The sequence below is a fragment of the Hymenobacter psychrophilus genome (assembly GCF_900107135.1).
GTDB lineage: Bacteria > Bacteroidota > Bacteroidia > Cytophagales > Hymenobacteraceae > Hymenobacter > Hymenobacter psychrophilus.
Genome location: NZ_FNOV01000003.1, coordinates 225,677 through 248,380, shown reverse-complemented (window position 1 = coordinate 248,380; position 22,704 = coordinate 225,677). Strand labels below are relative to the sequence as shown.

Annotated in this window: 19 protein-coding genes; 5 read left to right on the top strand and 14 right to left on the bottom strand. The window is 59.0% G+C overall.

Annotation, left to right across the window (positions count from 1 at the left end):
* The first annotated feature begins 166 nt into the window (after positions 1–166).
* From BLW21_RS06050 to BLW21_RS06035, 4 genes are all read left to right on the top strand, one after another.
* The gene (locus BLW21_RS06050) at positions 167–1,105 is read left to right on the top strand and encodes an ABC transporter ATP-binding protein (protein WP_245711823.1); all 939 of its coding nucleotides are present in this window, start codon (positions 167–169) and stop codon (positions 1,103–1,105) included.
* 101 nt (positions 1,106–1,206) lie between these two features.
* Complete coding sequence (locus tag BLW21_RS06045; RefSeq protein ID WP_092738550.1) at positions 1,207–2,019, top strand: ABC transporter permease; 813 nt, start codon at positions 1,207–1,209, stop codon at positions 2,017–2,019.
* 85 nt (positions 2,020–2,104) lie between these two features.
* Positions 2,105–4,693 (top strand): TonB-dependent receptor, encoded by a 2,589-nt coding sequence (locus tag BLW21_RS06040; RefSeq protein ID WP_092738549.1) that lies wholly within the window; start codon positions 2,105–2,107, stop codon positions 4,691–4,693.
* A 63-nt stretch (positions 4,694–4,756) separates the two neighbouring features.
* On the top strand, positions 4,757–5,722 hold the full coding sequence (locus BLW21_RS06035) for a hypothetical protein (protein ID WP_092738548.1): 966 nt from the start codon (positions 4,757–4,759) through the stop codon (positions 5,720–5,722).
* 129 nt (positions 5,723–5,851) lie between these two features.
* On the opposite strand, the gene BLW21_RS06030 is transcribed toward BLW21_RS06035, so the two are convergent.
* From BLW21_RS06030 to BLW21_RS05965, 14 genes are all read right to left on the bottom strand, one after another.
* Positions 5,852–6,622 carry a LytR/AlgR family response regulator transcription factor gene (locus BLW21_RS06030; RefSeq protein ID WP_245711822.1) on the bottom strand — a complete coding sequence of 257 codons (771 nt, stop codon included), beginning with the start codon at positions 6,620–6,622 and terminating at the stop codon, positions 5,852–5,854.
* Positions 6,623–6,689: 67 nt separating this feature from the next.
* Positions 6,690–7,514 (bottom strand): alpha/beta hydrolase, encoded by an 825-nt coding sequence (locus BLW21_RS06025; protein WP_092738547.1) that lies wholly within the window; start codon positions 7,512–7,514, stop codon positions 6,690–6,692.
* Between the two features lie 61 nt (positions 7,515–7,575).
* Positions 7,576–8,646, bottom strand: a complete 1,071-nt coding sequence (locus BLW21_RS06020) for a sensor histidine kinase (RefSeq protein ID WP_139255097.1) — start codon at positions 8,644–8,646, stop codon at positions 7,576–7,578.
* A 339-nt stretch (positions 8,647–8,985) separates the two neighbouring features.
* Positions 8,986–9,378, bottom strand: coding sequence for a hypothetical protein (locus BLW21_RS06015; protein WP_092738545.1), 393 nt, complete (start codon positions 9,376–9,378; stop codon positions 8,986–8,988).
* Positions 9,379–9,560: 182 nt separating this feature from the next.
* Positions 9,561–10,304 carry a shikimate dehydrogenase family protein gene (locus BLW21_RS06010; RefSeq protein WP_092738544.1) on the bottom strand — a complete coding sequence of 248 codons (744 nt, stop codon included), beginning with the start codon at positions 10,302–10,304 and terminating at the stop codon, positions 9,561–9,563.
* Between the two features lie 124 nt (positions 10,305–10,428).
* The gene (locus tag BLW21_RS06005; RefSeq protein ID WP_092738543.1) at positions 10,429–11,085 is read right to left on the bottom strand and encodes a DedA family protein; all 657 of its coding nucleotides are present in this window, start codon (positions 11,083–11,085) and stop codon (positions 10,429–10,431) included.
* A 75-nt stretch (positions 11,086–11,160) separates the two neighbouring features.
* Positions 11,161–11,847 carry a spermidine synthase gene (locus tag BLW21_RS06000; protein WP_175470873.1) on the bottom strand — a complete coding sequence of 229 codons (687 nt, stop codon included), beginning with the start codon at positions 11,845–11,847 and terminating at the stop codon, positions 11,161–11,163.
* On the bottom strand, positions 11,847–13,184 hold the full coding sequence (locus tag BLW21_RS05995) for a PQQ-dependent sugar dehydrogenase (RefSeq protein ID WP_092738541.1): 1,338 nt from the start codon (positions 13,182–13,184) through the stop codon (positions 11,847–11,849). Before BLW21_RS05995 ends, BLW21_RS06000 begins: the two co-directional genes overlap by 1 nt.
* A 260-nt stretch (positions 13,185–13,444) precedes the next feature.
* A complete protein-coding gene (locus BLW21_RS05990; RefSeq protein WP_092738540.1) occupies positions 13,445–14,278 on the bottom strand; it encodes a phosphosulfolactate synthase in 834 nt (277 codons plus the stop codon).
* A gap of 168 nt (positions 14,279–14,446) precedes the next feature.
* Entirely contained in the window at positions 14,447–15,844 is a 1,398-nt protein-coding gene (locus BLW21_RS05985) for a tetratricopeptide repeat protein (protein ID WP_092738539.1), read from the bottom strand.
* Between the two features lie 111 nt (positions 15,845–15,955).
* The gene (locus BLW21_RS05980) at positions 15,956–16,954 is read right to left on the bottom strand and encodes an NAD-dependent epimerase/dehydratase family protein (RefSeq protein ID WP_092738538.1); all 999 of its coding nucleotides are present in this window, start codon (positions 16,952–16,954) and stop codon (positions 15,956–15,958) included.
* Between the two features lie 70 nt (positions 16,955–17,024).
* Complete coding sequence (locus BLW21_RS05975) at positions 17,025–17,786, bottom strand: tyrosine-protein phosphatase (protein ID WP_092738537.1); 762 nt, start codon at positions 17,784–17,786, stop codon at positions 17,025–17,027.
* 14 nt (positions 17,787–17,800) lie between these two features.
* A complete protein-coding gene (locus BLW21_RS05970) occupies positions 17,801–20,251 on the bottom strand; it encodes a GumC family protein (RefSeq protein ID WP_092738536.1) in 2,451 nt (816 codons plus the stop codon).
* 30 nt (positions 20,252–20,281) lie between these two features.
* Positions 20,282–21,250, bottom strand: a complete 969-nt coding sequence (locus tag BLW21_RS05965) for a polysaccharide biosynthesis/export family protein (protein WP_092738535.1) — start codon at positions 21,248–21,250, stop codon at positions 20,282–20,284.
* A 252-nt stretch (positions 21,251–21,502) separates the two neighbouring features.
* Between BLW21_RS05965 and BLW21_RS05960 the strand changes: the two genes are divergently transcribed.
* Complete coding sequence (locus BLW21_RS05960; RefSeq protein WP_092738534.1) at positions 21,503–22,642, top strand: acyl-CoA dehydrogenase; 1,140 nt, start codon at positions 21,503–21,505, stop codon at positions 22,640–22,642.
* Positions 22,643–22,704 lie beyond the last annotated feature (62 nt).

Here is a 22,704-nt window from a genome sequence, read left to right as displayed (position 1 = left end):
CACCAACCCGGCCGGCCGGGGCAAGTGGTAGTTTTCGGAGGTTGAGGAGAAGAAAAACGGGTTGCGGGGCCGAAATAGGATGTTGGTTGAATTGTCGGGGAAAGATATAGCGCCGCGACTAGGTTTGCAGCAGTTCTTCTCGTTTCGCCCCGACCAGCCTCTTGCCATGAGCTCTGCCCCCACCGCCGCCCCGCTGCTCGAAACCCACAACCTGAGTTTTCGTTTTGGCGTCCGCCCCATTCTGCACGAGCTGAATCTGCGGGTGGAGCCGGGCAGCATTTACGGGTTTCTGGGGCCAAACGGGGCCGGCAAAAGCACCACCATGCGCCTGTTGCTGGGGTTGCTGCGGCCCGCCAGCGGCACGGTACGGCTGTTTGGGCACGATTTGGCCCGGCACCGGGTGGCGCTGCTGGGCCGGGTGGGCGCACTCATCGAAAACCCCTCGCTCTACGACCACCTCACGGGCCGCGAAAACGTGGAGGCTACCCGCCGCCTGCGGGGCGTGCCGGCCCACCGCACGGCCGAGGTGCTGGCCCTGGTAGGCCTGGCGGCCGATGCCCACCGGCCCGCCCGCGAGTACTCGCTCGGCATGCGCCAGCGCCTCGGCCTGGCCCTGGCCCTGCTGCCCGACCCCGACCTGCTGCTGCTCGACGAGCCCACCAACGGCCTCGACCCTACCGGCATCATCGAGATGCGGGCGCTGCTGCGGAGCCTGGGCCACGAGCACGGCAAAACCATTATCGTCAGCAGCCACCTCATCAGCGAAATCGAGAAAACGGTAACCCACGTGGGCGTGATTCAGCGGGGGCGGCTGGTGTTCCAAGGCAGCCTGCCCGATTTGCAGCGCCTGCAAACCGGCCGCGCCGAGCTGGTGCTCGAAACTGAAAACGCCGACACCTGCCGCAACCTGCTACCGAACCTGCTGGGCGGGGCCACAGTGGCCGGCTCCGGCACGTTGCGCCTGCCCTGGCTCGGCCGCGAGCACGCCGCCGAGCTGGCCGCCGGACTGGTTTCGGCCGGCCAACCCCTCTACGGGTTGCGCCAGGAGCAACCCACCCTGGAAGACACGTTTCTGCACCTCACGGAGGAAGCGGTGGAGGAGTGACTCGGTGAATGAGCGAACGGTCATGCTTCGGTAAGCGGCCGTCAGCTGAAGCATAACCAGCCGCTTTTGTATACCAATTCAACTTGTTACTTCAGCTACAAATGGAATACGCCCTGCCCACTGCCCCCAACCCGCTAACCCAGCTCGGCCGCACCCTGGTGGCCGACACGCTGAAGCTGCGCCGCACGGCCGCGCTCTGGCTGGCGCTGGGCGGCGGGGCCCTGCCGGTGCTGCTCAACCTGCTGATTTTTTACTTCAAGGGGCAGTATTTCGTCAAGCCCGGCACAAATCCGTGGCCCCAGTACGTGGGCATGAGCTGGCAGACGGCTTCGGTGCTGCTGCTGCCCATGTTTGTGGTGCTGCTGAGCGGGCTGGTGGTAAACCTGGAAAACCGCGGCGGCTGGCGGCAGCTACTGGTCCAGCCCGTGAGCCGCGGGGCTGTATTCGGCAGTAAGCTGCTGCTGCTGCTGGGCCTGAACGCGGTGGCCCAGGTGTTGTACGTACTGCTGCTGCTGGCCGCTGGGGCGCTGCTGGGCTGGCTGCGGTCCGATCTGGGTTTCCAAAACCATAGTATTAGTCTGCTTCCCATCCTGCGCATGCTGGGCCATACCTACCTGGCCACGCTCGGTATTCTGGGGGTGCAGTATGCGGTGGCGCTGGCGTTCCGGGGCTTCGTAGGGCCCCTGACGGTGGGTATTGCCGGCATCGTATCGGCCCTGACGCTGCTGCGCTGGGAATACATCGATATGGTGCCCTACGCCGCCCCCACGCGCATCCTGGGTATGATGAAGTCCGAACCCCAATTTAGCGCTGCCGCCGCCCTGAGTCCGGCCGAGTGGTACTCGCTGGCCTGGTTTGCGCTGGGGGTGCTGGCGGGCTACCTGCTGCTGCTGCGCCGCCCGGTTACCGATTAAAATTCTGCTTGAGGTGGGCCCATTCCACGCATCCTTTATCTCCCGCATCCGCGACATCCATCCATCTGCAACATCCTGTGCTTACATGAAATACGCTACGCCTCTGGCCCTGTTTGCGGCCACCCTGCTTACCGCTCCGGCCCTGGCCCAGACCGGCCCGCCCGCCGGGCAGCGCCCCGCTGGTACCGCGCCCGCCGCCGCCCCGGCCCGGCCGCTGCTCCCCGCCGCTAAAGGCACTGCCCGCCTCGAAGGCACCGTGCTCGACGCCACCACCAAAAAGCCCGTGGAATACGCTACCGTGGCTTTGCTGCCGCTGAGTGGTACCACGCCGCTTGATGGCACGGTGTGCGACGAAAAAGGCCGCTTCGAGTTGAAAGGGCTGGCGGAGGGTCAGTTCCGGCTGCAATTCAGCTTTATTGGCTACGCGCCCCAGACGGTGGCCGTAACCGTGGGCGGGGGCCTGATGACGGTGCCCGTGGTGCGGCTGGAGTCGACGGCCCAGAAGCTGGGCGAGGTGACCGTGACCGGCGAGCGGGACATCATCGAAACCAAGCCCGACCGCATCGTATATAACGCCGAAAAGGACATCACCAATAGCGGGGGCACCGCGGCCGATGTGCTGCGCAAGGTGCCGCTGCTGAGCGTAGACCCCGACGGCGGCCTGCAGCTGCGCGGCTCCAGCAACATTCGGGTGCTGATTGACAACAAGCCTTCGTCGATTGTGGCCTCCAGCGTGGCCGACGCGCTCAAGCAGATTCCGGCCGACCAGATCAAGAGCGTGGAGGTAATTACGACGCCCTCGGCCAAGTACGACGCCGAAGGCACGGGCGGCATTATCAACATCATCCTCAAGAAGAACAACCTGCAGGGGCTGAACGGCTCGGTGGGCCTGGCCGGCGGCAACCGCAGCTCCAACGCCAACGGCTCGCTCAATTACCGCAAGGGCAAGCTCGGCATCAACAGCTCGCTGAGCGGCTTTGCTTTCTACAGTCCCAACCGCAACGACCTGACCCGCAGCCTGAAAGACGGCAGCGGCAACGAGCAACTGGCCGTGCGCCAAGCCGGCGACGGCAACACGGTGGGCGGCGGTGGCTTCGGCCGGCTGGGGCTCGATTACGACCCCGCGCCCTTCCATAACCTGCTGCTGAACGTGCAGGGCAACCTGTTCCGCAACAGCGGCAACTACCAACAGTACAACGCACAGTACGATAATCGGCTGTTGCCGCTACCCAACGACCCTGTTATCCCCAACGAGTTCACCCGCGACACCGACCGCAAGTTCCGTACCCAGAGCTACGACCTCAACGGCGGCTACACCCGCACGTTTGACGGGCAGAAGGGCCGCGAGTGGAGCGTGCTGGGCCAGCACACCCGCAACCGCAACGAGCAGGACTACAACCTCGACCAGTTTGCGGGCAACACCACGGCCAACGACGCCAAGAGCTACCGCGAGGCCAGCAACAACCTCTCGCGCAACCTCGAAACCACCCTGCAAACCGATTACGCCCACCCGTTTTCGCCCACCACTACGCTCGAAACCGGCGCCAAGGCCATTCTGCGCCGCGTCAGCAGCATCTACGATGTCGCCAACAGCCCCAGCCTCACGGTTATCGACCCGGCCTTCAACCCGGCCCGCTCCAACCAGTTCGACTACGACCAGGATGTATTGGCCGGCTACACCAGCTACGGCTTCTCGGCTTCCAAAAAGCTGAGCTTTAAGCTGGGTGCCCGGGTAGAAAACACGCGCGTGCGCGGCAGCTTCCAGGAGCGGCAGGGCCAGAGCAGCGACCTGCCGGGCGTGCGCCAGAACTATACCAATCTGCTGCCCAACCTGAGCCTGAACTTCCAGCCTAAAAACGAGAAAAAACCCGGCGAATCGGTGCGGCTGGCCTACTCGCGACGCATCCAGCGCCCCCAGATTTTCTACCTCAACCCCTTCCGCAACACCTCCGATACGCTCAACGTGAGCTTCGGCAACCCCGACCTGCGGCCCGAGCTAACCGACAGCTACGAGCTCAACTACACGACGTTTGTGAAGGGCTCGGTGTTGAATTTGAGCGGCTACGTGCGCCGCACCGGCAACGCCATCGAAAGCTTCCGCGAAGTGAAGGATGGGGTCAACCTCCAGACCTTTCGCAACATCGGCCGCAACGCCACCTACGGCGGCAGCGTGTTCGGCTCCATCAAGCCGCTGAAAGACTGGAGCGTGAGCGGCAACGTGAACGTGTACTACGTGTCGCTGAAAAGCCCCGGCCTGGGCTTCAATAACAGCGGCGTGCAGTACAACCTGAACCTGAATTCGAGCTACAAATTTGAGAAAGGCCTGAGCCTGCAGTTCTTCGGCGGCCTCAACTCGCCGCGGGTGCAGCTGCAGGGCCGGCAGGCCGCCTGGACCTACTACTCGCTGGGCCTGCGCAAAAACCTGCTCAAGGATAAAGCCGACCTCACGCTGAACGCCGACAACTTCCTCTCGGCCACCCGCAACCTCAGCAGCACCCTCGAAACCGACCAGTTCCGCCAGGAAAGCAACAACTACCTCTACCTGCGCGGCGTCCGGCTGGCCTTCAACTACCGCTTCGGCAAAGTAACCAACCAGCCCCCCAAGCGCCGCCGCGGCATCCAGAACGACGATACCAAGAGCGGCGGCGACGGCCAGCAAACCGGCCAGCAGTAGGGTATCAGGCAGAAAAGTGTCGTCTTGAACTTACCGGGTTATCCTTCCTTCTATATTTAGCGCATGAAATTAGCTGTCCGGCCGCTGCTGCTCGCCACCACTATCCTGCTGAGCGCCTGCGCGACTCCGCGCTCCGCTACCACGTCGCCCCCGGCCTATCCGTGGTTTGCGTTTGAGTGGTACACCGCCAAAATCCAGGGCAAGGAGTACAAGGCGGCCATCTTCATCCCAATTAAAATCCGGGACTTGCAGGCCAATTTCATTGCGCAGTTCGACCTGGGCAGCGACGCGACCATGCTGTACGGCGACGCGCTGAAAAACTACTTCCCCACCCGGGCCCAGCTGTACGCCCTGCTCGATACCACCCGGAGCGGGATGAGTGACTCGGGCGTCCGCAACTACGGCACCACTGGTCTGCCCGTGGTTTTCGGCCCCATGCAGGTGGCCCGGCCGCTGTTTATGTCGGGTTACGGAGATGAAACACCGGTTGATTCGCTGCATACCAAGTCGCAAAAATTGGCGGGCACCATCGGGGGCGATTTTGTGGCGGGCAAAGTGCTCGTTATCGATTACCCGCAGCAACGCATGTGCGTGCTCGATTCCGTTGATGCCTATTGGCAGGCCCGAACCAGCTTCGTGGCGAGCCAGGTGCGCGACAACCGCATGCACATTCCCCTTACTATCGCGCAGCGTACGTACTGGGTGCTGTTCGACACGGGTTCCAGCTTGTTCACCCTGACAACCGACGAGCAGACCTGGCGCGGCATCGCCCGGCCCGGTCCGCCCACCGATACGCTGGTTGTGAACTCGTGGGGCAAGCAGGTGGCGTATTATGCCGCGCCGGCGCAGGCGGCCGTGTACCTGGGAACCCAGCAGCTCCCGCCCGCTAAAGCCTGGTTCAACCGCGACCAGCGCCACCTGGAGTTCATGAAAGCAACAGGCGTTGAGGGGATTACCGGTAACGCCCTCTTTCAAAACGATGTCATTGTGCTCGATTTCAAGCGCAACAGATTTGGCGTAGTGAAATAAAAGCGGCCTGCCCCCCATCCGAGTATTTTTGCTGCATTCGGCCCGGCAGTTAGGTGAAAGGAGGTAAAAAGTAAAAGACAACCGTTGAACGCCCCAGCTAGGAGTCGCTCAACGGTTGTCTTTTACTTTTTAATTGAATTTTCCGTGGTAGCGCAGCACTTCGAGCAGCCCTTCGCGGTAGGTTTCGCCGATGGGCAACGAGGCGCCGTGGACCTGCACGCGGTGGCGCTCCACAAATTCGAGGTGGCGCAGGTTGATGAGGTAGGATTTGTGGATGCGCACGAAACGGCCGGCGGGCAGCTGCTCTTCGAGCTTGCGGAACGACTGCAGAATCAGCAGCTTGCCGGTGGCCGTGTAGTACATCAGGTATTCCTTCTGGCCCTCCACGTAGTAAATGTCGTCGACCAATACCCGGCGCAAACGGCTGTCGTGGCGCACGAACAGGACTTCGTCGGCGGCGGCGGGGTCGGCGGCGGCGGCTTCGGGTGTGGCAGTAGTTGCGGCCGGGGGCAGCAGGGCGGCGCGGGCCCGGTGGGCGGCCTGCACAAACCGTTCGAAGGAAATGGGCTTGAGCAGGTAGTCCAGCGCCGGCAGCTCGTAGCTCTGCACGGCATAATCGGGGTGGGCGGTGGTGAAGATGATGCGTGGGCCGGGCGCGGGCAGCAGCTGCGCTAGCTGCAGCCCCGTCAGGCGCGGCATCTGGATGTCGAGAAACACCACGTCCACCGGATTATCCTGCAGAAAGGCCGCGGCTGCCAGCGCGTCGCCAAATTGCCCCTGCAACGCCAGAAACGTCACCTGTCCGCAAAAATCGACCAGTACCTTCCGCGCCAGCGGCTCATCATCCACCACAATGCAGCTAACCGGTCGGCGACTACCAGAATCAGGAACGGGCATCATACAGGTATTGAATTAAGTAGATACGTTTTGAGTCCCGTTGCTTTTGCCTGCAACAAGAACCGTTTACTTACTTTTTAGCCAAAAAGCTTTGTACAGCGGCAGCGTACAGGTCGCCATACTGTCCAGGCGTTGATGAAAGAGCTGTCAGCCCTTCCCCGTGCGCTCCCTCAAACGTTATCAACTTGCGCTGCCGGTGGTGAGCAGCTTGCACGATGCGCCTGGAATCTGCCACAGGAGTATTCGTATCCTTTGTTCCGGCCACGAGTAACATAGGACACCGTATCTGCCGGAGCAGCGTGGAGTACGTGGCTGCTTCGGGAGGCAGAGTTACGGCTTTGTTTTTCACCTGTTTAATGGCAGCCACCAAGGTAACCGGATCGACCACGTAGCCCTCCCCTATCAAGAAATCTGGCTGCGCGGTGGCAGCTACGTGGGTAGCCATTATAGTGCCCATCGAGAAGCCGAAAATGCCAGTGCGGGACTGTGGAAACTGTTGGCGGGCGTACAGAAAGGCAGCCCGCAAATCAACGGCAAATTCGGTGTAGTACAACCGCTGCTGATCAATGGCGAAATCGGAGCTATGCCCAAAGCCCCGATAATCAAAAAGCAACACCCGGTAGCCGACATCGGCCAACATTTTGGCATGGAAAAGGAGTTGCCCCATATTACCGGCATCACCTTCTGCCACTACTATCGTGACGTGCTGGTCACGGCCATTCCGAGGCTCAATAATCCAGCTATTTAGCTGAAAATGGTCGGGCGTTTCGATGCGAGCGGTGCGGTATGAGAGCCCCAGCGAGTCGGGCGTATATGCATAAGTACGGTTAGGGCGCAACGCGTATACAGGCAGCGACAACACTAGCGTCAGGATGATAAGCAAATACTGTTTCATGGGGTAAGCAATACGTTTTTATACAAGAGCCGCGAAGACGGGACCTCAACTCACCGATTCACTATTTCACCGCCACCGGTACCGTTAGCCGCACGGCGTATTCCTGCTGGTTGGCCGTAATTACCAGCGCGTGCTGCTCGGGGTAGAGTAGCTCGAGGCGCCGCCGCAGGTTGGCCAGGCCCACGCCGCCGGGCGCCGCCGCATCGGGCGAGATGCGGTTGCGCACCGTGAAATGCACCTGCCCGTCGGCGGGCGCCAGCTCCAGCACGAGGCGTACCACGTGGGGCCGGGCCGTCAGGTCGCCGTGCTTGAAGGCATTTTCGACCAGTGGGAGCAGTAGCATGGGGGGCAGCAGCAGCTGGTGGCTGGCATTGGGCGGGAGCAGTATGCGAAAGTCGATGGCCTCATCGGCGTCGTCGTCGGCAGTGGGCAGGCGCAACTGCTGAAGCGTAAGGAAGCTTTGCAGGTGGCTGATTTCGCGGGCCAGCGGCACGAGGTCGTCGGAGCTTTCGTAGAGCTGGTAGCGCATCAGCTCGGCCAGGCGTAGCACCGCTTCGGGGGCCTGGGGCGAGGCATGCAGCGTAAGCGAGTAAATGTTGTTGAGCGTGTTGAACAGGAAATGCGGGTGCAGCTGGCTCCGCAACAGGGCCAGCTCGGTGCGCAGGTGCTGCTGCTCCAGGGCGCGGCGGTGGCGCAATTCGCGCCAATAGTCGCCGGCCAACCCAATAAAATAGCTCAGCAGCAGAATTTGCCCGCCCAACAGCAGGTAGTAGGCCTGCAGCACCTGCACGTAGTAGCCCAGCGGCTGCGACTGGCCCCGCACCCGCACCTCATCGAATCCATAGCTAACGCCGATACGCAGGGCGCAGAACGCCACCAGCCCTAGCCCCAGCAGCGCCAAGTAAGTGCCCAACCGCCCGCGCCGGAACAGCCGGGGCATGAGCAGCCAATTAAAGTAGAATAGGGCTGAATCGAGCAGGTCGGCCGTCAGGGCCAGGGCCCAGAAGTGGTCCTGCTGCTGCGGCACCAGTACGCCCTGGCGCAGCAACCAGTTCTGCCAATCAAAATACAGCAGCAGCCCTACCCAGGCCAGGTGCACCCAGGGCAGCTGCCGCAGCCAGGCCGGCAACACAGGCAATGGCCACAGCGGGCGGGAAACGGAAGCGGGCGGGTTCAGGGCGGTGGGCGCTTAATGAACTGGCAAAGTAGCTAATCGGCTACGCTTCCGGCCGCTTTTTCAACCCGCCCGGCACCTGCTTCAACCAAACAGCCGAGGGCTGCTACCAGTGCGCAGGCACCATTGGCCGGTTTGAGTTGCACGAGCTGTCCACAGGCACGTTCCGGCGACAAATCAGCGTTGTTGGGTGCAGCTTGTGGCCGCAACCCCTCACAAAAAAATAGTCTGCTAGAGTGCTGGCGCTAAATATCGACCTGGGGCGAAAGCTGCTTTTTCGACGGCGGTTCTGTGCAGCTAGTTATTAATGTATACCCGGATAAGCTTGGTTAAAATCAAATCCATTTTACTCCCCAGCGCCTGTAGCTGGCCGCCCATCGTTTCGAGGCGGGTTTCTAATTCCTCCAGTTGCCGGGCCGGCTCCGGCGCGTAATCGTCGAAGATGGGTATAACGGTTGGAAGAGTTTCGGTGAGTTGAGGCAGGACAGCGCTGAGACGGGTCAGTTGCTCCTGGCAATTGGTTTGGCCGGTTAGCAACTGTTGCATAAGCTGCGTGTTGCTTTCTGTGGCCTGCACTAGTTGCCGAAGCAGCGCCGCGTGCTGGCGCAACTGGGCTGTGTGGCGGTCGAGAATAGCAGTAGTTTCCGAAAGCAGAGGCTCCAGTTGGTCCAGACGTTCTTCGGGAGTCATAGGGGAGAGTACTATAGTAGAATTGCAAGGCAATCTACCACTATTCCCTTAGATTGTGCATATAATAAGGAAATTTCACTATATAATTGTATTAATACTTCTCGGTTGGCTACAGACTATTCTGAGGTTACTATACTTGCGGAGCAACCATAGCTGGGCCAGTTACCAAAAAAGTGTCAAGCTTACTTATGCCAGATATCCCAAGCTGCTTCGGCCTGGCGGCAGAGCATGTCGAAGCCGTTTTTTACCTGTGCCCCGGCGGCCAGACCGCGGCGCATAAACTCGGTTTCGGCGGGGTTATACACCAAATCGTGCAGGTAGTGCTGGGGCGTGAGGGCGTGGTAGGGCAGGGGAGGGCAGTCGGCTACGTTGGGAAAGGTGCCCAGGGGCGTGGCATTGATAAGCAGCCGATGGTCGTGGAGCAGGCGCGGACTAAGCTCGTCGTACGTGAGGCCCGCGCCTAACGGATTGCGCGAAACAGTCCAGAAGCCGATGCCCAACTCGCGCAACGCTACTTCCACGGCCTTCGAAGCCCCACCGCTACCCAGCACCAAGGCCCGTAGCCCTACCGGCAGTGGGTTGGGCAGCAGCGCCCTGAGCGAGTCGCGGAAACCTATGTAATCGGTGTTGTGGCCCACTAACCGGCCATCTTCCCGAAACTCGACCACGTTTACGGCGCCCACCCGGGCCGCCGAGGGCGCTACCTCGTTCAGGAAAGGCCAGATTTGCTCCTTGTAAGGAATCGTGACGTTGAGGCCGCGCAACTGCGGGTGAGCCGCCAGCAATGCCGGCAACTCGTTGATGCTGGCCAGCTCGAACAACGTGTAGTGGTGGTCGCTCAGGCCCAGGTTATGAAATTTCTGACTGAAATAGGTCTGGGAGAACGAATAATTCAGGGTGCGGCCGAGTAATCCGAATTCGGGCATAACACAAGTGCAGGTTTGGGCGAAGCAACAAAAAAACCGCCGGCTTTCCTTGCGGGGCCGGCGGTTATGCAGGTTTATTTTACGCGTAACAATCAACAGGTTGCTTTAGTACGCGCAACTATAGCTACGCTACCGGCCGCTTTTTGCTGACGCGCGACTTGCCGAACTCCCACACAACCGGCAGCACCGACAGCGCGATAATAGCCAGAACGACCAGCGAAAAGTTTTTCTGCACAACGGGAATCAAGCCGAAAAAGTAACCGGCACTCGTGAGCAACACCACCCACAGAAATGCGCCCACCACGTTGTAAGACAAAAACTTAGTGTATTGCATAGTGCCCACACCCGCTACAAATGGGGCAAATGTGCGCACGATGGGGATAAACCGGGCCAGAATAATTGTTTTGGCCCCGTGCTTCTCGTAGAATGCCTGGGTCCGCTCGAGGTGGGCCCGCTTCAGAAAACGCGAGTTTTCGCGAAATACCCGCGGCCCCAAGTAGTCGCCGATGTGGTAGTTGAGGGTGTCGCCGAGTACGGCGGCCAAAATCAGTAGCCCCATCATCAGCCACACATTCAGTGGCGAACCGGGCAAAGCGGCCGTGGCGCCAGCGGCAAACAGCAGCGAGTCGCCGGGCAGGAAGGGCAGCACTACTACACCCGTTTCCACGAAAATAATGAGGAAGAGAATGGCGTAAGTCCACACGCCGTACTCCCTGACGATTTCACCGAGGTGCTTATCAAGGTGCAGAACGAAGTCGATGATTTGCTGAAGGATTTCCATGAGAAGGGGTTGAGGGTGCAAAGTAAGTGAGTTGGCACCAAACCACGGCCCAACGCGCCGCAACGGCGCCCTTATTCAGGCCCGCCGCTGCAGAATCAGCAGGCGGTTGAGTTGCTCTACTTCCATGTCCTTCACGGCAAAACCTAGTTCTTCCAAAAACTCCGGCAGCGGTTGGGTATCGGGCCGCAATTCAACCGTTACCAGCAGGTTGCACAGCGCCCGGCCGCCCGGCCGTAACACCCGCCGCAGCTGCTGCCAGAACTCGACCTCGCCCAGCTCGGACGGTAGCGTCAGGTCCAGAAACAGGTCGACTACCACCAGTTCAAAGAAGTCGGGTGGGGCGGTGGGCAGCCAAGCGAAGGCATCGGCGCATACCAGCGCCAGCCCCGGCCCGGGCTTTACCCCGAACTCTTCGGCCGCCACCTGCAGCACGGCCGGGTCGAGCTCGACGGCCGTAATTGCGCCGGTGCGGCCCTGCTCGCGGCGAAGCAGGGGCAGCACCGAGCCGCCACCCAAGCCCAGAATCAGTACCGGCGCGGCGGCATCGGCTACCGGCACGAAACGCAAGCCGTAGCGCAATACCCGCTGCAAGCTGCCGTAGCTGTAGTTGGCCAAAGCCGTGTTCAGCACCTTGTAGCCGCGCCAGGTAGTTATTTCCAGCGAGCCACTGTAGGCCGATGGTACCCGGCGCGTCAGGGGTACCAGGTAGCTTAGCAGGCGGCGGAAGCTAAAGCGCCCATTTTGCGCTTCGTCGAGGCTCACTACTGCGCGGCGATGCGCCAGATTTTGCCACCGGCGTCGTCGGCTACCAATAGAATGCCATTAGGCAGCAGCGTAACGCCTACGGGGCGGCCGTATACCTCGTTTTTTTCGGCATTGGCGATAAAGCCAGTCAGGAAATCCTCGGGCTGGCCAGTGGGCTGCCCCTTTTCAAAAGGCACAAAAACCACTTTGTAGCCCGAAAACTCGGTGCGGTTCCAGGAGCCGTGCTGCCCAATGAAAGCGCCGTTGCGGTAGCGCTCCGGAAACTGGCTGGCCGTGTAGAAGGCCAGCCCCAGCGAAGCCGTGTGGGCGCCCAGCGGCACATCGGGCACAATAGCCTTTTTCACCAGCTCGGGCTTTTCATCCTTGCGGCGCGGGTCGGCGTGCTGGCCGAAGTAGGAGTAGGGCCAGCCGTAAAAGCCGCCTTCGCGCACGCTGGTCAGGTAGTCGGGTACCAACTCATCGCCCAGCTCGTCGCGCTCATTCACGGCCGTCCAGAGCACCTTAGTGCCGGGGGCCCAATCCATGCCTACGGGGTTGCGCAAGCCGCTGGCATATATCCGCTCCCCGCTGCCGTCGGGGTTTATTTCGATAATGTTGGCCCGGCGCTGCTCTTCCTTCATGCCGTGCTCGCCCACATTCGAGGCCGAACCCACCGACACGTAGATTTTCTGGCCATCGGGGCTGCCCAGCAAATTGCGGGTCCAGTGGTTGTTGTAGCCGCCGGCCGGCAAATCCATAATCTTTTCGCCCTTGGCCTTAATGGATGTCTGGCCGCCCACGTAGGGGTAGCGCCATACGCCATCCGTGTTGGCCACGTAGAAGTAGCCGCCCAGCAGCAGCATCCCGAAGGGCTGGTTGAGGCTGTCGAGAAACACGGTCCGCACATCGGGGCGGCCATCCTGCCGCTCATCGCGCAGCAGCGTGATGCGGTTGGCGCTACGGGGCCTGAGCGACTTCGAGGGGTCAAGCTTAAGGGCGGCGGCTACTTTCTCCTTGGGGTCGGTGGGCACGGTGTTGGCCTCGGCTACCAGCACATCGCCGTTGGGCAGCACGTACATATTGCGGGGGCTTTCGAGGTCGGCCGCGTACTGGGTTACCAAAAAACCGGTCGGTACGGTCGGCATTGTGGCCTGGGGCCATTCTACAATGCGGCTGCGCTTGGTAACCGATTTGGTGGCGTAGGGCTCGGGTAGCGTCAGCGAGTCAATTTCGGTGGCGACGGTGTCGGCAGGGGTAAGCACGGCGGCTTCGGTTTTTTCCTGCTTGGTCGGGCCTCCGCAAGCGGCCGTCAGCAGTAGCGCTGTTGCCGCTAGGAAAGAAGAAATACGAGTCATATAAGGGTAAAATGGCTTAATAATCCGGGGCCGGGCTTGTAGTTAGCCTAGCTACCCTCTTTAACTGATTTAAAGCGGGCGGGGTTGGGGGTAAATCCGTGCCGCAAGCTTCGGGCCAGCCCGCATAACAATGCGTAATGTTCAACGCTATTTTGGGCCGAGCGAAGCGGGTAGCCACACAGTGAACAGGTGTTCGGATGCAGATACCCGCTTCACTCGGCCCAAAACAGCCGGGAGCATTATAGCGCTAATCCGGGGTGCTACCCGCGGGGCATGGAAGTGCCAGGGCGGCCGGGGGCTTTGGGCTCGGGCCGGAACATTTCGTCTACCTGGCTCATGTCGATGAAGTCGGAGAACGTGTCGCCGCGCAGGCCCAAGCGAATAGTTTCAAGGCTGACGATTTCGTTGGGTGCGATGTTACCCAGGTTTACGTTGGCTCCCAGCAGCTTGATAAACCATACCTGCTGGGCTTTCTGAGGCGCTTCCCAGATGATTTTTTCAAACGGAATCTGGGTCAGGATTTCCTCCACCAGCCCCGAGCGCACCTCGCCGGTGCTGCGGAACAGCCCCACGTTGCCGGCCTCGCGGGCCTCACCAATCACCTTTACGGCGCCGGCTTCCAGCTCCGTTTTCATCTGCGAAATCCACTTATAGGGCGGGATAATCTTCTCCGCATCCTTCGAGCCTACCTCGCTCAGCACCTGCACCTGTCCCGAGAGTGTGCGAATGAACTCCAGCTTCTTGTCGTGGTTGAGGTCGAGCGAACCGTCGGATACCTCGGCGTACTCCATGCCAAAGGTGTCGAGCAGGCGCTGGTAATCGGCAAACTGGTTGCGGATGATGAAGGCTTCGAACAGCGTGCCGCCGAAGTACACCGGAATGCCAGCCTCCTTGTACACGGCCAGCTTGCGCTTCAGGTTAGGCGTTACGTACGAGGTGGCCCAGCCCAGCTTCACGATGTCGGTATAAGCGGCGCCCACTTCCAGGAAATCCTCTACCTCGCGCACGCTCAGGCCCTTATCCATCACCATGGTAAAACCTTGTTCGCGGGGCTTGATTGTGCGCTCGGGCAGCTGGCTGAGAGAGTAATTCATCGGGTGAAGTCAGGAGTAGTTGATGTTGGGGCCTTGAATGGCAGTCGGGCAAAAGTACGGTCGGATTGGAGAAAGTGAAGTCGAAGCGAAAAAGTCAAACGAAAAAGCCGCTGGACGAAGCTAGCTGCTCCACCAACGGCTTTTCTGTTTGACTTTTTTACTTCGACTTTACTTCCGGTACTGGTCAATCAGGCGGGCCAGGGCCTGCTGCGACTCCAACTCGGGAAAGTAATCAAACAGCAAGCGATGCTTGTCGAAATCGAGCGTGAGGGCGCTTTCCAGCGTCTGGTAGGCCTCGCGGTAGCGGCCGGCGGCCAGCAAGTAGGCACACAGTCGATAGTGTAGCTCGGCCTCCACAGGGCTGATTTCGAGGGCCGTCCGCATCAGGTCGATGGCGCCGTCGAAGTTGCCCTGCTCATAGAGCAAAATGCTCCAGTTCAGCCAGCCGTCCTTGTTATCGGGGCCGGTTTCAGTGGCCTTTTCGTAGGCTTCAACAGCAGACACGAGGTTGCCAATCTGGTACTCGGCAGCGGCCAGCGCCAGCCAGTACTCCACGCTCTCATCGTAGAGGCTCACGGCCTTACGGAAAAAGTGGATGGCCTCAAAGTATTTCTCCTGCGCCTGCATGATGATGCCAATGCCAAACCAGGCCTCGTCGATGGTGGGGTCGAGGTCGATGGCCTTCTGGTAGAAGCGGCGGGCCAGATCCCACTCGGCCAGCTTCTCGTGGCACTCGCCAATGTTGCACAGGGCCTCAGGAGTCGGTACGCCCTCGGCGTAGCTCAAATCGAACTCGACAATGGCGGCCCGGTAACGCTCGATGCTGACGTAGCAGCTAGCCAGGTAGCCGTGGGCGTCGTAGTACTGCGCATCAATCAGAATGGCGTATTCGAAGGCGCTGATGGCCGCATCGAAGTGGCCGGCCCGGTACTCGGCCTGCCCCAGATTGAACCAAGCCAGCGCCGAATACGGGTCGTCGTCGGTGAAGCGACGGAAGAAATCCAGGTTGTTTTCCAGCCGCTCGCTCACTTCCAGGCAGTAGAGTAGCTCCTGCACGGCCACGTCGTTGTCGGGGTTAAGGCGCAGGCTCTGCTTATAATACTTGGCCGCGCTCTTGTACTTCTGCCAGCTCTGGTAAGCCAGCCCGAGGTTGAAAAAAATGTCGTCGCGGTCCTCAGTGGTTTCTACCGCCTGCAGAAAGAACGCCACGGCCTCGGCAAACTCACCCTTTTGGGTGGCAATAATGCCGCGGGTTACGGCCACGTCGGGGTTGGTCGGGTCGAGGTGGGCGACATCCTCAATCTGGGTGCTGGCAGCGGCGTACTCGCCCTTCATGGCCAGCACCTGCGAGCGGTCAATCAGCAGTTCGGTGCTGAACGGGTACTGGGTAATAGCGGCCTCGCAGGCCTGCAGGGCGCGGTCGTATTGGGTGTTGGAAGTATAATGGTCGATGATGTTCTCAAAATCGGCCAGGTCGAAAAATACGGGTTCGTTGCGGTCTACCATGTCCTCAAAGCGGCGCACAGTAGCCAGCACTTCGTCCCGGTCTTCAAAGTTCTCGTTCATTCTCATGCGTCAGCTAACAACACAAACCCGCCAAAAAGGCAGGTTTCGTGGGGTGGGCAGGGGTAGTTTCAAGCTAGAAACTGCCCCACCCTGAATATACAACAACCGCACCTAAGCTTGAGCCAGTTCCTGGCAGCACCAGCGGATGGTTTCCGACAAAGGTCGGAACTCGCGGCCCAATTCGTGGCGGATTTTATCGGCCTGGTACGCTAATGGTCGGCGACCAGCGCGGGCCGTGTCCCGGGTGATGAGCGGCCGTGCGCCAGTAAGCAGGGAACGAACATGCTCGAGGCGCCAAATGGTTTCGGCGGCCCAGCCCGGCACGGCCACTGTGGGCGCACGCTTACCGAAACCGGCGGCCATCAGGCCCAACACCTCTGCCAGTGGCCAGCGGCCGGCGCTCAGCACGTATCGTTCGCCGCTACGGTTGGTGTCGAGCGTTAGCGAGGCCAGCATTTCGACCACATCGCGCACGTCTACTAGGTTGAGGCTGGAGGGCGTGTAAAAGCGGTGCTCGTCATAGGCGTAGCGGAAGAGGCGGGTGCTACTTCGGTGCCAATCGGCGGGTCCCAGCACTACGGCCGGGTTCACCATCACTGCCTGCAAACCCTCCGATATGCCCCGCCACACTTCCAGCTCGGCCAAGTATTTGGAGGTTGCGTAGGCATTGTGCTCAGCGCCTAAATCCCACTGGCTCTGCTCGTCGATGCGGAGCGGCTCGGTCGTGACCTGCTCGCGCTGGGCTGCCGCCGCGCCGCCGCCCAGCGCCGCCACCGAAGAGACGTAGCCCAGCCGGATACCAGGCCGCTCCAGGCAGGCGTCCACTATGTTTGCCGTGCCCTCTACGTTTATCCGCAACAGCTCTTCCTCATCCTGCGGCGCGTACGACACCAGCCCGGCGCAATGAAATACGTGAGTTACACCTTCCAGCGCCGAACGCAGGCCCAGGCCGTCACGCAGGTCGCCCGGCACCCACTCCACCGGCTGCATCCCAGCTACTGCGGAGGGCATTTCGCTCCGGTAAATCGCGCGTACCGATAGCCCGCGTCGGCTCAGTTCTGCCAGCAGAAAGCTGCCTACTAACCCTGTCCCACCGGTTACTAGAATCATGTTGTCAGGGGTAAATTGCCAGTGTCTGGTTGTCAGTTGCGTTGCATAGAACGGTCTGACAGGTGTCAACTTACAAAGTGTTGTTCAGCAGGGGTAAGGCCAGGGCTTTGGCCAGATACGGCGTGGTCAGGGTTTTGGTACGCAGCGTATGGAGGTGCTTGCTATGGTGCGTGTCAGTGCCGAGCAGATCAACAAGGCCGCCGTCAATCAGTTTTTCGGCCACCTGTTTAGCGCCGGCTGAGTAATAGCCGGCCAGCGAGTTTAAATTCACTTGCAACATCACGCCCTGCTCACGCAGGCGTTCCAGTTCCTCGAACCGGCCATACAGATAAGTGTAGCGCTCCGGATGCGCCAGCACCGGTTGGTAACCAGCCGCCTGCATATTGAAAATGCTTTCGTGCAGGTTGAAGGGCTCATTGATGTAGGATGTTTCGAACAGTACCATCCGCCGCGCGCCTCCGAATGTGAGTAGCGGTTCCTGTTGCTCCAGACGCCGGCCAAAACGCTCGTCGAGGTAGTACTCGGCGGCGCAGTCCAATTCCAGCCCTGTAATGCCTGCTGCCTCTGCCGCCGTCCTTAACGCTGCCAGCGCTCCACCGATGCCCTCGGGCGTGTTGCGGTAGAAGTCGCCCATGATGTGGGGAGTCAGTATCAGCTTACGGTAGCCGAAGTCCTGAAGCTGCCGCAATAGTTCCAGCGAGTGTTCCATTGTCTCGGCTCCATCGTCGAGCCCCGGCAGCACATGCGAGTGCATGTCAACTCCTAGCGTAGCCAATGACGCGGCTGCCACAGGCGGAGCCGAGGGGCCAAACAGCTTGCTGAAAAACGACATGGGCAGAGGCTGGATTAGGATATACGCTGACGCAACCGGCTCAGTAAGCCGCCCTTAGCGGTATTGTCCTCATCGTAGTAGCCCTGGCCGTACCCATAGCCGTACCCATACCCGTATCCATAGCCGCCGGTGGTCTGGGCGTCGTTGAGTACGGTTGTCAGCTTCGTAAAGCCATTGGTGCGGATAAGCTTGTTGATATTTTTGAGGAACGATTTCTTGGAGTAATTAGCCCGCACGACGTAAATCGGTACATCGGCCTTGCGCATAATCAGGATGCCATCAGTTACCAAACCCACCGGCGGCGTATCGATAATGATGACGTCGTAATGTTGATGCAGTTCGGCAATCAATGGGTCGAACATGTCGCTCAGAATCAGTTCCGAGGGGTTGGGCGGAGTAGGTCCGGCCGAGATAAAGTCGAGCGTGGGGATGCTAGTGTGCTGTACACAGTCCTGCCAAGTATGCTTCTCGATAAGAATAGTGCTGATACCCTTGGTGTTTTCGGTATCGAAAGCTAGGTGCACCTTGGGTTTGCGCATGTCTAAGTCCAGAATTACCACTCGTTGGTCAGAGGCAGCAATAATACCAGCTAGATTCACCGTAACAAATGTTTTGCCCTCGCCGCTAATGGTTGAAGTAACCGAAATAAGTCGCTTTTTCCGCGACGTAGCAATAAACTCCAGGTTGGTTCGGATGGAGCGAACAGCCTCTGATAGCGCTGACTTTGGGTTACGGTCGACTACCAGCTTCGAAACGGCCATTTTCTCCTTGTCGTAGGTTGGAATCACGCCCAACACTGGGGCATTGGTATTGCGCTCCAACTCGCGGATATTGGTGACGGTGTTGTGCAACAAATACCGTACGGCAATCAGCCCCAAGCCTAGCACCAGACCAGTAGCCAGCCCGATGGCATAGATAATGAACTTTATGGGTGAAATTGGAACAGCTGGCGAGGCTGGTGAAAGCACTTGGAAATCGGCGGTGGCGCCGGCCATCGAAATGCCGAATTCCATCTGCTTATCCATCATCAGCAGGTTATATTTCTCGTACAGCTCCAGCGGACGCTGCAGGCGGGCCTGCTCGGTGTACTTGTCGGGTAAGGAGCGAAGCTTAGTCTCCAACTCAGCTCGTTTTCCCAGCAGCTTGGCTTCCTGTGCCTTGAGCAACTGCTGGTTTTTGCGAAGCAATTGGCGGACGATCTTCTTAAGATCAGCAATGCTCTGCTCCTTTATCTGCATAGCTACAGTTGCCCCCGGCTGATAGGAAAGCAAGGCCCGCTTCAGGTCGAGTTGGGCATCGCTCAGCTCTGTAATGCGCTGCACTAGTTGCCCATCCTTTACTTCAGCTAAGGCTGGAATGCTCTGCATTACGTCGCCATCAGCGCGGGTCGTTAACTGCTCTTGCTGTAAGAGTCGTCCTACGTCGCCCATCATCTCGCCCTGCTCCTGTAGTTTGGCCCGCTCCACCTCCAGTTCCTGAAGCAAACCAGTTATCGTACCTACCTCCCCCTTTACATCGTAGGAGCCGGTACGCTTCACGAAGGACTGCATATTTTCCTCCGCCTGACCAAGGCTCTCGTTGTTGTTGCTTAGCTGCTCGTTGATATAGCGCAGTGCCCGAGCCGACTGTTCGCGTTTGCGCACCAGCTTCTCTTCTAAATATACCGCGTCTACGGCATCTACAATGTCGCGGGCTTTAGCCGGATTATGGTCAGTAAACGAGATGCTGATGGTATTGGCATCTACGTTTACGATGTCAACCAATAAGTTAGTGTTGAAGTAATTACTCAGTGCCCCCGGACTGTTAATCATAAAAGAATACTCGCCGTCGAGGGCCTCCGGACTATACTCCCGGGTCGGGCGCACCGTTAGGCGGAAGCCGGCTACGGTGAAGGGCTGGCCGAACGAGTGCTGTTGTTCGCCCCCCCCCAGTTGCTCGGGCAGCGTCAGTTCGAAAGTAGTGGGCGAGAGGAACCGTAAAGCCAGCTTCTGGTCGAAAGTTGCATCAGCAGTAGCTTGGTAGCTCACCTCGAAGGGTGAAATGCCGTAGATTTCGGTTTCCAGTACTGTTCCCTGCACGTAGTAATTCACGTCAAGGGCTAGCGAGTCGTTGAGACGGCGGTAAATGATGTCAGACTTAATCAATTCAATTTCGCCCGACAGCTTGTTGAGGCTCTGCTTCTGCTCTACAGCCGCGCCCAGGCCACCTAGGCCTAGTACACCGGCCTCCGTCTTTTCGTCAATCTTGAGTGTAGAAGTGGATTTGTAGAGTGGCGGAGTGTAGCGCAGAAAAAGCCACGCGGCCGTAAGGCCCAGGCCAATAAGCAATACCATCCAGGGCAAGCTCTTGCGAGCCACTGCCAGAAGAGTAGTTAGATCGAGGCCACCGCCATCTTCCTGCTCCTCCGATTCTCTTCCGGCGTTGCGGATCAGTTCTTCCAGTTCCGCGTCTTCTTTTGCTGCCATCTATTTGAATTTCAGGAAAAAGCGTAGCACTTACTGATTGCTCCTCCGGTTTATTTCTTGGATCAGAAAAACAGTTGTCACAATAGACGTGATACTGCTAACGATGGCAAATAAAGGTGTAATATCCTGCAGGCCTTCATAGAAAGGCCGACGGATGGGTTCAACATAAATAATATCGTTGGGTTCCACCTGCAGGTTGGCCCGGCGCATACCATCAATCGTCGTCAGATTAATAATCTGGACTTGGGGATTTTTAAGACTGCCCCGGATCAGACGGATATTGTCGGCGCGGCCGGCCCGGCCGGTGGCCGTAGTACCCACAAAAGCCCCGTCGATACCGCCGGCCGTGGCCAGTACCTCCAGCAGATTCATATTGTCGTTGGACATCTGAATGACCTGGCCCGAGCCCCCGGAAGTGGCCCCGAGTACAAAAATACGGTTGTTAGTTACCCGCGTGGCCACAAATACACCTTTGTAGAATTCGGTGTATTTGATCTGTAACAGACTGTCGGCCTGCAGCAAACTCAGGCCAGCCAAACGCTGGTAGTTCACCATTGGTAGGCGTACTACACCATCGTGCTGCACCAAAAATACATTGTAGCCCTGCTGGTTCTGCTGCTGGCCTTGGCCTTGGCCCTGCTGCTGGCGGCCGCCAGCAACGCCTGTACCTGCCGAGCGGCCGGCACCTGCATTTCCACCGACTCCACCAGCGGCACCCTGAATACCAAATTGCAACTCCCCATTAGGATCGAGGATTCGTTCGCCTTCGTTGGTATACACCCGCACCTCGATGTAGTCGTTGGGTTGAATAATGTAATTGCGTTCGGCCCGGTTTACTACGTCGCGTAGCCGGGCTGTATCTATGCGGCCGGCTCCGTCGGTACGGAACAGAATATTTTGCTGATGTACGCGGGCAGCGGAGCAGGAACCTAGCCATAGTGCGGCCGGGAGGCACAGCAGCCAAAGCGTTAGGAGGCGACGAAGCAGGGAGTGAGGCATGCAAACCGGCTCAGGCCGGGTTCAAATGAAAAAATCAAACAAAATACTCCGCTCTAGCCGGATAGTATTTGTTTAAGAACCATCAAAGAAACCGAATAAACCGGGCCTATCAAAATCGAAGGGCTTTCTAGTCAGAATCCTGTACTGGCAGAGCCGGGTGTAAAATCGTACTTTTGCAAACCCAAAGTTGGGCTTTACTGGTTGTATCAGTCCCGCCCGACTTCTTTCAAACACCCCACCCACCCCTTACTTATGGAACTGGTAGCTACCGAAAATCAAACCATGATTGCCCAGATGGTGCGCGACTTTGGCGCCCAGCACATCAAGCCCCGCATGATGGAATGGGATGAGTCGCAGGAATTCCCAAAGGAGGTATTCCATAAGCTCGGCGAACTGGGCCTGATGGGCGTACTCGTGCCACAGGAATACGGTGGGGCCGGTTTTGGCTACGTGGAGTATGTAACGGCCATTGCTGAACTGTCCAAGATTGACGGTAGCATTGGTTTGAGCATGGCCGCCCACAACTCGCTTTGCACCGGCCACATTCTGCAGCATGCCTCCGAGGAGCAGAAGCACAAGTATTTGCCCAAGCTGGCTTCGGGCGAGTGGATCGGGGCCTGGGGGCTGACGGAGCCTAACACGGGCTCTGATGCCGGCAACATGCGTACCGTGGCCGTTGAAGATGGCGACTATTACGTGCTCAACGGGGCCAAAAACTTTATCACCCACGGCAAATCCGGTAACGTGGCCGTTGTAATTGCCCGTACGGGCGAGGTAGGCGACTCGCGGGGCATGACGGCCTTTATCGTGGAGCGGGGTACGCCCGGTTTTGCAGCTGGTCGTAAGGAAGACAAGCTGGGCATGCGGGCTTCGGAAACCACCGAGCTAATTTTCACCGACTGCCGGGTGCCTAAGGAAAACGTAATTGGCAAAGTAGGCGACGGTTTCGTGCAGTCGCTTAAGGTGCTCGACGGTGGCCGCATCAGTATTGCGGCCCTGAGCCTTGGTATTGCCCAGGGAGCGTATGAGGCTGCGCTGCAGTATTCCAAAGAGCGTCACCAGTTCAACCAGCCAATCAGCAACTTCCAGGCTATCAGCTTTAAGCTGGCTGATATGGCTACCGAAATTGAAGCGGCTTCGCTACTCACCTACCGCGCCGCCGATATGAAGGACCGCGGCCTGAATGTAAACCTGGAGTCGGCCATGGCCAAGCTGTATGCCTCCGAGGTGAGCGTACGCGTAGCCAACGAGGGCGTGCAGATTTTTGGCGGCTACGGCTATACCAAAGATTACCCGGCCGAGAAGTACTACCGCGACGCCAAACTCTGCACCATTGGCGAAGGCACCTCCGAAATTCAGAAGCTCGTTATTGCCCGGGCCATTCTGAAGTAAAGCACTGTTTGCGTTGATTTTTTCGCTGAATACGCTGGTTTGGGCCACCTAAGGTTCAGGTT